This is a genomic window from Streptomyces sp. NPDC038135 (genome assembly GCF_055601245.1).
The window spans coordinates 329319-342149 of sequence record NZ_JBVJXS010000006.1; the positions used below are offsets into that span (position 1 = coordinate 329319).

Annotated in this window: 11 protein-coding genes; 7 read left to right on the forward strand and 4 right to left on the reverse strand. The window is 71.6% G+C overall.

Annotated features, from left to right (window positions below):
• Positions 1 to 93 precede the first annotated feature (93 nt).
• The 7 genes from ACZ7JA_RS19115 (at position 94) to ACZ7JA_RS19145 (ending at position 8019) form a co-directional block, all read left to right on the forward strand.
• Entirely contained in the window at positions 94 to 852 is a 759-nt protein-coding gene (locus tag ACZ7JA_RS19115) for an ABC transporter ATP-binding protein (RefSeq protein WP_450745629.1), read from the forward strand.
• Positions 849 to 1655 carry an ABC transporter ATP-binding protein gene (locus ACZ7JA_RS19120; protein WP_470809314.1) on the forward strand — a complete coding sequence of 269 codons (807 nt, stop codon included), beginning with the start codon at positions 849 to 851 and terminating at the stop codon, positions 1653 to 1655. The genes ACZ7JA_RS19115 and ACZ7JA_RS19120 overlap by 4 nt, the downstream gene beginning before the upstream one ends.
• Positions 1656 to 1660: 5 nt before the next feature.
• Entirely contained in the window at positions 1661 to 2542 is an 882-nt protein-coding gene (locus tag ACZ7JA_RS19125) for a branched-chain amino acid ABC transporter permease (protein WP_470809316.1), read from the forward strand.
• On the forward strand, positions 2539 to 3687 hold the full coding sequence (locus ACZ7JA_RS19130; RefSeq protein WP_351660617.1) for a branched-chain amino acid ABC transporter permease: 1149 nt from the start codon (positions 2539 to 2541) through the stop codon (positions 3685 to 3687). The genes ACZ7JA_RS19125 and ACZ7JA_RS19130 overlap by 4 nt, the downstream gene beginning before the upstream one ends.
• A gap of 5 nt (positions 3688 to 3692) precedes the next feature.
• Positions 3693 to 4964 carry an ABC transporter substrate-binding protein gene (locus ACZ7JA_RS19135; protein WP_470809318.1) on the forward strand — a complete coding sequence of 424 codons (1272 nt, stop codon included), beginning with the start codon at positions 3693 to 3695 and terminating at the stop codon, positions 4962 to 4964.
• 127 nt (positions 4965 to 5091) lie between these two features.
• Complete coding sequence (locus ACZ7JA_RS19140; RefSeq protein WP_470809320.1) at positions 5092 to 5358, forward strand: helix-turn-helix domain-containing protein; 267 nt, start codon at positions 5092 to 5094, stop codon at positions 5356 to 5358.
• A 240-nt stretch (positions 5359 to 5598) separates the two neighbouring features.
• Positions 5599 to 8019, forward strand: a complete 2421-nt coding sequence (locus tag ACZ7JA_RS19145; protein WP_470809322.1) for a SpoIIE family protein phosphatase — start codon at positions 5599 to 5601, stop codon at positions 8017 to 8019.
• A gap of 36 nt (positions 8020 to 8055) precedes the next feature.
• Here ACZ7JA_RS19145 and ACZ7JA_RS19150 read toward each other — a convergent pair whose 3' ends face one another.
• The 4 genes from ACZ7JA_RS19150 to ACZ7JA_RS19165 all read right to left on the reverse strand — a co-directional run bounded on the left by ACZ7JA_RS19150 (position 8056) and on the right by ACZ7JA_RS19165 (position 12819).
• Complete coding sequence (locus ACZ7JA_RS19150) at positions 8056 to 9672, reverse strand: sodium/solute symporter (RefSeq protein WP_450745637.1); 1617 nt, start codon at positions 9670 to 9672, stop codon at positions 8056 to 8058.
• Entirely contained in the window at positions 9669 to 10043 is a 375-nt protein-coding gene (locus ACZ7JA_RS19155) for a DUF485 domain-containing protein (RefSeq protein ID WP_470809325.1), read from the reverse strand. The genes ACZ7JA_RS19150 and ACZ7JA_RS19155 overlap by 4 nt, the downstream gene beginning before the upstream one ends.
• 398 nt (positions 10044 to 10441) lie before the next feature.
• A complete protein-coding gene (locus tag ACZ7JA_RS19160) occupies positions 10442 to 11464 on the reverse strand; it encodes a TolB family protein (protein WP_351660634.1) in 1023 nt (340 codons plus the stop codon).
• 23 nt (positions 11465 to 11487) lie between these two features.
• Complete coding sequence (locus ACZ7JA_RS19165) at positions 11488 to 12819, reverse strand: MFS transporter (RefSeq protein ID WP_470809327.1); 1332 nt, start codon at positions 12817 to 12819, stop codon at positions 11488 to 11490.
• Positions 12820 to 12831: the final 12 nt, after the last annotated feature.

The window sequence follows — 12831 nt, forward strand, 5'->3', positions numbered from 1 at the left end:
GAAGTTGGGTGCTCACACCCAATGTGCGCCTGGAACGCCCCCACCTACTGTGACGCTCGCCCACCCCCCAGCACGTCGGAAGGGGCGTCACTCATGCTCGCGGTCGACGGTATCACCGTGCGCTTCGGCGGGATCACGGCACTGGACGGTGTCGCTTTCACCGTCGAGCCGGGCACCGCCGTAGGGCTCATCGGGCCGAACGGAGCCGGCAAGACCACCTTGTTCAACTGCCTCACCAGGCGCTGCACCCCCGACGGGGGAGACGTGCGGTTCGAGGAGGAGGACCTGCTCGCCCTCCCGCCGCACGCCGTGGCCGGCCGCGGCATCGCCCGCACCTTCCAGAACCTGGGGCTGTTCCCGCAGCTCACGGTTCGGGAGAACGTCATGGTCGGCGCCCACAGCCGGGGGCGCACCGGACACCTCGCCGCGGCGCTCCGGCTGCCCCGCGTCCGGCGGGAGGAGAGGGAACTACGTGACCAGGCAGACGACCTGCTACGGCGCCTCGATCTGGCGGACGTCGCCGATCACCCCGCCCGCGGCCTGCCGTTCGGCACACTCAAACGCGTCGAACTCGCCCGGGCACTCGCTGTACGGCCCCGGCTGCTGCTGCTCGACGAACCCGTCAACGGGCTCAGCCACGGCGAGGTCGGCCAATTCGCGGATCTGGTCCGCTCGCTGCGCCAGGACTTCGACCTCACCCTCGTGGTGGTCGAACATCACATGGGGTTCGTGATGGGCCTGTGCGACAAGGTGGTCTGCCTCGACTTCGGCCGCAAGATCGCCGAGGGCTCGCCGGAACAGATCCAGCGCGACCCGGCGGTCGTGGAGGCGTACCTGGGGGTGGCCGCATGAGCGAGCCCACCCCGGTGCGCACCGAGGCCCAGCCCGGCGCGGAACCGGACTTCCTGCGCGTCTCCGGCCTGCACGCCGGGTACGGCCAGGCCCACGTGCTCCAGGGCCTCGACTTCGCCGTCGCCCGCGGCGAGGTGTGCGCGCTCCTCGGGCCCAACGGCGCGGGCAAGACCACGACGCTGCGGGCGCTGAGCGGCATGGTCCGCGGCCGTGGCTCGGTGACTCTGAACGGCACGGAACTACTGGGCCGCTCGCCCGAGCAGGCCGCCCGGCTCGGCGTGGCACATGTCCCCGAGGGCCGGGGCACCTTCAACGACCTGACCGTCGAGGAGAACCTGCGCATCGGCGCCCATCTGCGCACCGGCCACCGGTGGCGGGGCAGCGGCCGGCGGGCGGCCGTGGCAGCCGACCTGGAGCGGGTCTACGGCTACTTCCCCAAACTGCGCCAGCGGTCGGGTCAGGCCGCCGGCAGCCTCAGCGGCGGCGAGCAGCAGATGCTCGCCGTCGGCAGGGCGCTGATGCTGCGGCCCTCGCTGCTGCTCCTGGACGAGCCGTCCCTGGGGCTCGCGCCGCTGATCACCCGCGAGCTGTTCGAGATCGTCCGTACCGTCAACGAGGAGGAACGCACCACCGTGGTCGTCGTCGAGCAGAACGCCCAGCTCGCGCTGGATATCGCGCACCGGGCGCACGTACTGGAGGCCGGCCGCCTGGTGCTGTCCGGACCGGCTCAGCGGATCCGCGAGGACGGGCAGGTCGCCGAGGTGTACCTCGGGGTCTCCGTCCGCTCCCCGAAGGCCGGGTGAGCGCCATGACCGATCTTCTGCAGCAAATGGTGGAAGGTCTCGGCTCCGGCGCGGTGTACGCCAGCCTGGCGCTGGCCCTGGTGCTGATCCACCGATTCACGGGGATCGTCAACTTCGCGCAGGGCGAGCTGGCCATGCTCTCGGCGTACGTCGCCTGGCAACTGATGGCGTCCGGGATGCCGTTCTGGCTGGCGCTGCCGGTCACCCTCGCGGTGTCCTTCACGGGCGGCATGCTGGTCGAGCGGATCGTCATCCGCCCCGTGCGGGACGCGCCCGAGCTGACGGTGGTCATCGTCACGGTCGGCCTGTTCGTCTTCGTCAACGCGTTGGCCGGCTTGATCTGGTCGTTCACCGTGAAGGACTTCCCGCAGCCGTTCCCCGACGGCGGGCTCGACCTGGCCGGGGTGCGCGTGGGCTGGTCGGCGCTCGGCATCATCGGTGTGGTGGCCGTCGTGATGGGGCTGCTGTATCTGCTGTTCCGGCACACCTCCGTCGGCCTGGTGATGCGGGCGGTCGCCGGCAACCCGGCCTCCGCCCGGCTCTCGGGCATCCGGGTGAGCCGGGTGCTGATGCTCGGCTGGGGGCTGGCCGCCGCGGTCGGCGCGGTCTCGGGCGTGCTCGTCGCCCCGGTGCTGTTCCTCGAGCCCAACATGATGGGCGGAGTGCTGATCTACGCGTTCGCCGCGGCCACCCTCGGAGGCTTCGACAGTCCGGTCGGTGCGGTCGTCGGCGGCCTGTTCGTGGGTGTCGCCGAGACGCTGACCGGGGCGTACGTGGACGTGATCGGTGAGGATCTGAAGGTCGGCGTCCCCCTGGTGATCATTCTGGCGGTGCTGCTCGTGCGGCCTCAGGGCCTCTTCGGACGAGCGGCGGTGGAACGCGCATGAGCACGATCGTCGCCATACTCGGCACGGACCGCCTCCGGCGGCTGCGGGCCGCGCTCACCGTGCTGCTCGCGACGGCAGTGGCCGTCGGCGCTCCGTTCTACTTCGCCCCCTTCCAGGTCTTCCAGCTGACCATGGTGCTCCTGTACACCGTGGCGCTGGCCGGCCTGAACCTGCTGGTCGGCTTCGGCGGGCAGATCTCGCTCGGGCACGGGGCGTTCTTCGCGGCGGGGGCCTACACGGCGGCTGTCATGCTCGATCGCTACGACACCGGCCACCTGGCCACACTGCCGGTCGCGGCCGCCGGGTGCTTCCTGCTGGGCTTCGGGTTCGGAGTGCCCGCGCTACGGCTGCGTGGGCTGTACCTGGCCCTGGTCACCCTGTCGTTCGCGGTGTTCCTGCCGCCCTTGCTCAAGCGACTCGAACCGGTGACGGGCGGCTCCATGGGCCTGACCGTGGACAAGTTGCAGCCGCCCGCGTGGAGCGGGCTGGCAGAGGACCAGTGGATGTACTTCGTCGTCCTCGCCATCACCGCGTCGGCCCTGCTGCTCGCCCGCAACCTGCTGCGGTCCCGGGCCGGCCGGGCACTGCGCGCCGTGCGGGACCACGAGAGCGCCGCCGAGGTCATGGGCGTACGGCTGTCGCTGCACAAGACCCTCGCCTTCGCGTGGAGCGCGATGTTCGCGGGCGTCGCCGGGTGTCTCTACACCTGGGTGATCGGCTTCGTCTCGCCCGACTCCTTCAGCTTCGTCCTGTCCATCACCCTGCTGGCCGGCCTGGTGGTCGGAGGGCTCGCCTCGCTGTACGGGCCTCTGCTGGGCGCGGCGTTCGTGATGTACGTGCCGAGCGTGTCCCAGGACGTGAGCGAGGCGGCACCGGGAGTGGTGTTCGGCCTGCTGATCATCGCGGCGATGTTCGTGGCCCCGACGGGACTGGCCGGCCTGCCCGGCCGTGTCCGGGGCGCTGTCGCGCGCCGCCTGCCCCGCACCACCGCCACCCCCGACCGGGGCCCCGAGACCGGATCCGCGCCCGACGCACGGCCGGATTCCCAGGCCGAAGCCGGGCCCTCCGCGACCCTCGACCCCGCGGGCCGCCCGGCAGCCGCCGCCGAACCCGTGGGCGCACCGCCCCGCACGGAAAAGGAATGAATCACATGCGCAAGACCACCGCTCTGGTGGCGGCCGCGGCCGCCACCCTGCTCACCGCGACCGCCTGCAGCAGCCAGCGAGGACAGGACGCCCAGGACACCGCCGCCGGTGGCGCGTGCAAGGGCCAGCAGACCACCGGTATCACCGACAGGACCATCAAGCTCGGCGGTATCTACCCGCTGTCGGGACCTGCCTCGGCGTACGGCACGATCAGCAAGGGCGTGGCCGCCTACTTCAAGTACGTGAACGACAAGGGCGGCATAGACGGCCGCAAGGTGCAGTTCATCGTCCGCGACGATGGCTACCAGCCGCCCAAGGCGGTCGAGGAGGCCCGCAGACTCGTCGAGCAGGAGAAGGTCTTCGCCGTGTTCCAGACCCTGGGCACCCCGTCCACCGCAGCCGTGTGGGACTACCTCGACAAGCAGAAGGTGCCGCAGCCCTTCGTCGCCACTGGCGCCTCCGCCTGGGGGATGGACGACAAGCACCCCTGGACGATCGGGTGGCAGCCCAACTACGTGGCCGAGGCGCGGGTGTACGCCAAGTACCTCAAGGACGCGAAGCCCAAGGCCAAGGTCGCAGTCCTCTACCAGAACGACGACTTCGGCAAGGATCTGCTCGCCGGGTTCAGGAAGGCCGTCGCCGGCAGCGGCATCAAGGTGGTCGCCAAGGAGAGCTACGAGGTCACCGACCCCTCCGTCTCCGCACAGATGGCGAGCCTCGCGCGTTCCAGGGCGGACGTGCTGCTGGACGTCACCACCCCGAAGTTCGGCAGCCAGGCCCTCGCCGCGGACGCCAGGGACACCAAGTGGAACCCGCTGCACATCGTGAACAACGTGGCCTCGTCCGCCGCCGTGCTCCGGCCCGTCGGGTTCAAGAACGTCCAGGGCGTGGTCTCGGCGACCTACTTCAAGGATCCCGCCGACCCGCAGTGGGCGAACGACCCCGAGATGAAGACCTACGTGAGCGCCATGCACGAGTACGCCCCCGACGCCGACCCCGCCAACCAGTTCAACGCCTACGGCTGGGCCGTGGCCTCCAGCCTGCACCAGGCCCTGGACGCGATGAAGTGCCCGACCAGGGAAGGGCTGCGGGACGCGGTGCACAACCTGAAGAACGTGAAGGTGGGCCTGCTGCTGCCCGGGGTCACCATGTCCACGGGGCACGGCGACGCCTTCCCGCTCGAGACGATGCAGCTGATGCGGTTCAAGGGCGAGCGGTGGCAGTTGTTCGGCAAGCCGGTGGACACCCGCGAGGAGTTCGGTCCACTGGAGAAGTGAGCCGGCGGGGGCGGTCCTCGGTGCCGTGACACCGGGGACCGCCCTCGCCCCGCCACCGGAGACCGGAGTGCCCGGACGGCGTTCGACCCTCCGCCGACCGGGAACTCGCCGAGTTGCCGATCGAACGATGTCCGCGTCCCTTGGCGGCGGAGGGGAGGTCGGTGCACTCATCGAGGAGTCGGTGCGGAGACGCCTGGAGACGGGACGGCACATCCGCGAAGTCGCCGACGGCGCGCACGTCCGTGTCAACACCGTCCGCTACCGGCTTCCGCGTTTCGAGGAGCTGACCGGAACCAGCCTGGACGCTCCGGACACCACGGTGGAGCTCAGCCGGGCCCCGGCGGCGCGCGAGCCGAGGACACCTCCACGAGACCCGGCAGGACCTGCTCCATGAGCGGGCCGTCGTGCCTGCCGCCACCGCTCGCGCCCGCCACGCCGTGCCACCCGGCCGACGATGCCGCCGAGCCCTCACCGGGTTCAATGGGCTTACATTGCGTCAGCGGGCCGGGGCGCACGGTAGGAAGCCGAACCACACAGTGCGGGACGCCGTCACGCCGGTCGTCGGCCGGGGCCGGGCCCCGCGGCGGCACGTCGCTGACCGACTACAAGGTGGTGTCAAGCGGTGGAGAAGCGGATGACGGAGTTCAGCGAAGGCCAGGACGATCCGTTCACCCCGCACCTCGCCGCCCTGGCGGTGCTCGACGACCGGGGAGTCGTGGTCGGATGGAACCGGCGGGCCCAGGAACTGCTCGGCCATCCGGACACAGCCGTGATCGGCCGTCCGGCATCCGAGGTCCTCGTGGACCCCCGCGACCTGACGGCTGCGAAGGAGGCCGCGGCGAGCTGCCGGAGAGCCGGCGGCTGGTTCGGCGTGCTGAAGGCGCGGCACCGGGACGGGCGGCTCGTGGAGATGGGGGTCAGGGCCCACGTCCTGTCACGTGACGAGCGGATCCGTGAGTGGTTTCTCGTCGGGGCACTCGCGGTTGACGTCCTGGAGTGGCAGAGGGACCTCGCGGTGCTCGACGGGTTGTACCGCCGGTGCCCCATCGGCCTGGTCGTCCACGGCCCCGACCTGAGGCTTCTCCGGGTCAACCGGGCCATCGAACGCTTCACTGGCGTCCCGGCGGCGGATTTCCGGGGGCTGCCCACCGGGCAGATGCTCCTCCCCGACGACGCACGCAAGGCCGTGGACCGTGTGCGCCGGGTCATGGAGACGGGAAGACCGTTGGTCTACTCCGAGCAGTTCGCCCGCCTGGAGCAGGATCCGGCACGGGAGCGGGTCGCGTTGGTCTCCTCCTTCCGGATGGAGGATCCCTCCGGCCGCGTCCTGGGGGTGGCCGAGATGATCGAGGACATCACCGAACGCCACCGGGCCCAGAGCCGGCTCGCGCTCCTCGACCAGGCCGGCAGCCGGATCGGAACCACGCTCGACGTGGCGGAGACCGCCCGGGAACTCGCCGAGGTGATGGTGCCGCACCTCGCCGACCATGCGTCGGTGGACCTGCTGCAGCCGGTGACGCGCGGTGAGGAACCGGCGCAGGCCTTGGGAGGGGCCGTGGTTCGGGTGGGGGCCCGCAGTGTCGGCGCCCAGCAAGCCGGGCCGCCTCACCCTGCGGGCGAGCCGGTGGAGTTCGGACCGGACACGCCCCAGGCCAGATGCCTGGCCGACGGGCGGCCCGTCCTGGAACCGGTACTCCCGCCCGACTGGTTCTCGATGGAAGGCCGTCAGGGGGCCCACGCTCCGGACCTGAGCGCCCACTCGCTGATCGTGGTACCCGTTGCCGCGCGTGGCCTGGTGCTCGGCGTGATGTCCTTGTGGCGTTCGCGTCGCCCCGATCCCTTCCAGGCGGACGATCTCACTCTCGCCCAGGAACTCGCTTCGCGCGCCGCCGTCGCCATCGACAATGCCCGGCGCTTCACCCAGCAGCAGCAGACCGCGTTCACCTTGCAGAGCAGTCTTCTGCCCCGGGCGGTTCCGGACCAGTCGGCCGTCGAGGTGGCCATGCGCTATCTGCCGGCCAGCGCGGCCCCGGGCCTGGGCGGCGACTGGTTCGACGTCATCCCGTTGTCCGGGGCGCGGGTCGCCCTCGTCGTCGGCGACGTGGTGGGACGAGGACTCCACGCCGCCGCCACCATGGGCCGGCTGCGTACCGCCGTCCACACGCTGGCCAGCCTCGACCTGGAACCGGACGAGGTCCTCTCCCGCCTCGACGATCTGGTCGACCTCCTGGCGGCGGAACAGGAAGCAGCCGGCGAACGGCCCGTCGGCGAGCAGGTCGTCGGTGCCACCTGCCTGTACGCCGTGTACGACCCGGTCTCCGGGCGCTGCTCCGTGGCCCGCGCGGGCCACCCGCCGCCGGTGGTGACCGCGCCGGACGGCCACGCGGCCCTGCTCGACCTGCCCGCCGGCCCACCGCTCGGCCTGGGCGGCCTGCCGTTCGAGGCCCGGGAAGTCGAACTGGCCGAGGGAAGCCTGCTGTGCCTGTACACCAACGGACTCATCGGCGAACGCCACATCGATGCCGACCTCGGCCTGAGCAAGCTCTACGCAGCGCTCACCCGCCCCGCGACCGCGCTGGAACGGACATGCCAAGCGGTGGTCGACTCACTCGTGTCCGCGCGCCCCACCGACGACGTCGCGTTGCTGATCGCCCGCACCCGCGTGCTGCCACCGGCCGGCGTCGCCTCCTGGAACCTGCCACTGGAGCCTGCCAGCGCCGCCCGGGCCCGGGAACTGACCTCGGCCAAGCTGAGCGAATGGGGGCTGGAGCACTTGGCGTTCACGACCGAGTTGATCGCCAGCGAACTGGTCACCAACGCCTACCGCTACGCCAGTGGCCCCGCGACCCTGCGGCTGATCCGTGAACGGTCTCTGGTCTGCGAGGTCAGCGACACCAGCCACACCTCACCCCACCTGCGTCGCGCCCGGACCACCGACGAGGGCGGCCGCGGCCTGTTCCTGGTGGCCCAGATGACGGAACGCTGGGGCACCCGCTACACCCGCGAGGGCAAGACCGTGTGGACCGAACAGTCACTGGCCGGCACGCTCGCCTGACCGGCTCCGCCTGCGCAGCCCGCTCCGCCGCCGTCGTCATTCGGCCGCGGCGAGCATCCGTGCCTCGCTCTCCTCGTACAGCCGCCGGTTCTCGCGGCTGTGAGCGGGGCGACGCCGGTGGTCCAGACGGCTGCCCAGCCAGCCCGCCAGGTAGCCGAACGGGACGGAGACAAGTCCAGTGGACTGCATGGGGAACAGGTCGAAGTGGGCGTTCGGGAAGACGGCGGACGGTGTGCCGGAAACGGCTCTGGACACGGCCATCAGCAGCAGCGCGCAGCCCGCTCCGCCGTAGAGGGCGGCCAGCAGGCCGGTGCGCGTGAATCCTGGCCAGAACAGGGAGTAGGTGAGCGCGGGCGCCACCGCCGATGCCCCGATGCAGATGGCCAGCGTGGTAAGTACGCCCACGTTCCAGTTCTGGACCAGAATGGCGAGTCCGATGGCGAGGGTTCCCACGGCCGCGCTCGTCCACACCGCCACCGTCATCTCGGTACGCGGCTCCGCGCGCCCCCGTCGCGCCGCATGGGCGAACAGGTCGTGGGCGAGCGACGAGGCCGCGGCCAGGGTCATCCCCGCCACCGACGACAGCAGGGTGATGAAGACCATGCCCGCCACGGCCGAGTAGAGAATCGTCGTGCCCGCCGATCCGGATGCCCCGCCGAGCACCTGCGACAGCATGAGCACCGACGTCCTGCCCTGCGGGTCGGCCGCGGTGATGTACCGCGATCCCACCAGCGCCGCCGCGCCCGTCCCCATGACGATCACGAAGAGGCAGAACGTGGTGACCGTGGCGACCGCCCACGACATGGAGCGACGTACCGCCGGCGCGTCCTGCGCGGAGTACAGACGCATCGTGATGTGCGGCAGGCAGGCCACGCCGAGGACCACGGTGATCTGGAGACCGAAGAAGTCCAGCCGCTCACCGGTCGAGGTGCCCAGCTGAAGGCCCTGCCGGAGGAAGGCGGGGCCCGCGCCGCTGCCGTGCTGGGCGGCCCTGAGCAGGTCGCCCGGACTCCAGTCGAAGCGGTTCAGGACCAGGGCGGCGACGACGGCGCTGGTGCCGAGCAGGAGCACGATCTTGATCATCTGTATGAGGGCGGTGCCTCTCATACCGCCGAGCGCCGCGTAAATGATCATCAGGCTGCCGACGATGACGATGCAGGCCGTCCTGGCGCCCGCGACGTGCGGGAGGTCCAGGATGAAGGTGAGCAGCGACCCGGCCCCGGAGAGCTGGACGACCAGGAAGGGCAGGGTCGCCGCGAGCGTCACCGCACAGGAGGCGACACGCACCGACCGCGCGGGCATGTTGCGGGCCAGAACGTCGCCCATGGTGAACGTGCCGGCGTTGCGCAGGGGTTCGGCCAGCAGGAACATCAGCAGCACCAGGGACAGGGCCGTGCTGACCGCGAGGACGTAGCCGTCGTACCCGGCGAGCGCGACGATGCCGGTGGTGCTCAGCACCGTGGCCGCGGAGATGTAGTCACCCGCGATGGCGAGGCCGTTCTTGAGCGGGGTGAGCGAGAGGTAACCGGTGTAGAAGTTGGTCAGGTCGTTGCGGTCCGGTCCCGCCATCACGCACATCAGCAGCGTGAGGGTGACCAGGGTGGTGAACAGAACGAGGACGGTGGCCTGCGTCCCGGAACCGAAGTCGTTCATCTCGCCGCTCCCGCGTTCCGGCCGGCTGGAACAGCCCGCTCCCTGACGGCGCGGGCCAGCGGATCCACCGAGCGTTCTGCGCTGCGTCCGTACCAGAAGACCGCCACGAAGGTGACGACGAGTTGGAGGACCCCCAGGGCCATTCCCAGGCTCAGCTCCCCGGCGATCCGGGACCCCATCAGGTCCGGTGCCCAGCAGGAGAGCACGACGTACACCACGAACGAGCCGAGCGCGGCCAGCGTGGAGCTCCGGCGGAGCAGCCGGTAGGCCGAGCGGAGGGTGGCCAGGTCGTCATGGTGCCGAGCCTGGTGCGCATACGACTCGTCCCAAGCGGCGTCCCCGAACCAGCCGTGTCCGGGGGCGTCGTTCACGTGTCCCCGAGGCCCGGTGCGGGGCGGCGGCCATCCGGTTGGTCCGGGTGGTGGGTACTGGTGCTCGTCGGGGTGTGTCATCGCCTGGCCTTTCACTGCGGCACGAATACGTGGAGGTGAAGGGGGAAACGCATCAGGCGGCGCACCATACCGACTGGTTGGGATGTCTGTAAGTCTGCTGTGGATCACGTTTTGGGGTCGACGCGGCTCCCGCGGATGTCGATCGGCCGACGGCGGTGGATCAACGGGTGGGGTCGAGAAGCGCCTCGCGGGCACCTGTGGAGCGGCTGCCGAACGGTTCGTACGCTGCGGGGTCCTCGGAGCGGACGAGGCGATGACGCACGGCGCCGGTGCGGCCCGGCTCGGATGCGCCCGCGGCCTGTGACATGAGGTCCCCGCTACAGCGGCGCCGGTGAGGAGGCCCCCGAGATCAGCAGACGGGGCGTTCCCGTGCCGTCCGCGGGCACGGTCCACAGATCGCTGCCGCCCACCTCGCCGTCGGCGGGCAGGGCGTAGGCGAGGGTGCGGTCGTCCAGCCAGGTGGCCTGGTCGTCGACGCTGTGGCGCTCGGCCAGCGGTGTCCGGCGCAGGGTGCGCAGATCGAGCACGTACTCGTGCCAGAGCGTGGCGCCGGACAGGACCCGCTTCTTGAAGGCGACCCGGGTGCCGTCGGGGGAGAGCGAGGGGCACTCCACGTTCTCGGTCAGGGTGGTGACCGAGCGCCGGGAGACCGAACCCCGCACCAGGTACGTCTTGTTGCCGGTGTTGAGGGTGGCGTAGAAGGTGTCGTCGTCGGAGGCGAAGGTGACGCCCCAGAAGTTGACGTCCGAGGCGTGGTACGGCTTGCCGTCCTTGACCACCGAGAACTTCTCCAGGCTGGGGACCAGCCGCATGGTGCGGGTGTCCAGGATCGAGGTCCGGGTGGAGAAGTACGCGGAGGAGTAGGACTCGCCGGAGACGAAGACCGTCCAGGCGGCGAAGCGGCCGCTGGGCGAGACCCGGGCCCGGCTGGGCGTGCCCGCGAGCGGGAACTCCCGCCGGGTGCGCAGGTCCGCGTCCAGGATCAGGGCGCGGTTGCTCTGCTTGAGGACACCGGGGTCGGACTGGAGACAGACCCCGGTGCCGGCCGCCGCGTAGAAGCGCGCGCACTTCAGGTCCGAGGCGACCCGACGGCCGCCGGGATCGGCCGACGGCACCGAGGCGACGGCGGCGCGGTGCGGGCCCGCGGCCGCGTTCACGAACGTCAGGCGGTGCTTCTGGCCGAGCGTCAGCCTGCCCTCGCCTACGGCGGGGCCGCCCGCCTGCGGCCGGCCGGCGCGGTCGGCGCGGGAGGCGGCGTGCAGGACCACGCCGGTGCCCAGGCCCGCGAGCAGCAGGACCGCCACGGCGAGTACGAGCAGACGGCGGTGGAGCGTTGTCATCCGGATCCTTGGGGCTGAGGTCGTCATCGGGTCCCGCCGGCCGGCCGCAGCACCAGGCCCGCGACGGCCGCGCAGGCCAGCAGCCCGACCGCCGAGCCGGCCAGCGCGGGGCCGTCGCCCCACACCGTCCAGGCGGCGCCGAAGGCCAGCGAGCAGCAGAACCGGGCCAGCGCCTGGCTGGTGCCGACGATGGCGAGGCCGCTGGCGCGCAGCTCCTCGGGCACGATGCCGGCGAGGGCGGCCGGGAGCACGCCGTCGGTGGCCGCGTAGAACATGCCGTGCAGGGCGAGCACGGCCGGGGCCAGGACCGGCGTGGCCGGCGCCCACAGCAGCAGGGCGTAGGCGGCGAGCAGGCCCACGTGCCCGGCGAGGAACACGGTGCGCCGCCCGATCCGGTCGGCCAGCGCGCCCGCGGGCACCGCGAGCAGCAGGAACACCGCGGCGGTGCCCAGCGGCAGCAGCGTGAACCACTGCTCGCCGATGCCCGCGCGGCGTTGCAGGAGCAGGTAGACGAAGGCGTCGCTGACGGTGGTCAGGCCGAGCAGGGCGGCGCAGCCGGCGAGCGCCCGCAGACGCGGCAGGCGCAGCAGCGCCAGGGCCTCGCGCACCCGGACCGGCGGCCTGCCGCCCCGGGGGCCCGGACGGTCCGTCCCGCCGGGTCCGCCCGGACCGTCCGGCGCGCTCGGCTCGCCCGCGTCAACCGGCCCGCCCACCGCCTCCGTCGGCGTCTCCCGCCGCCTGCCGGGCACGAACAGCACCAGCACCAGTACGCCGAGCACGGCGACGCACGCGCTCACCCCGAACACGGCGTCGTAGCCGTCGGCCGCCGCGCGCAGGATCAGGAAGGCCGCGAGCGGGCCGAGCATCGCGCCGGTGGTGTCCATCGCCCGGTGCACGCCGAACGCCCGGCCCTGGTTCGCGGCCGGCGTGGACAGGGAGATCATCGCGTCGCGCGGGGCGGTGCGCAGGCCCTTGCCGGTGCGTTCCAGGGCGAGGACCGTGCCGAGCGTGCCGAGGCTGCCGGCGAGCAGCAGCAGCGGCTTGCAGAGCGCGGACAGGCCGTAGCCGAGCCCGGCCATCAGCTTGTGGTTGCGCACCCGGTCGGCGAGGTGGCCGCCGGTGAGCTGGACCAGGGCGCTGACGCCGTTGTAGACACCGTCCAGGGTGCCGAACCCCAGCGGACTGAAGCCGAGTTGACTGACCAGGTACAGCGGCAGCACGGCGGTGACCATCTCCGAGGAGATGTCGGTGATCAGGCTGACCGTGCCGAGCACGAGCACGACCGGGGCGACCCGGCGTGCGGGGCCGCGTCCGGTGTCCGCACGGGCGGGGGAGGAGCGGTCGGTGAGATACATGATCGGGGACTC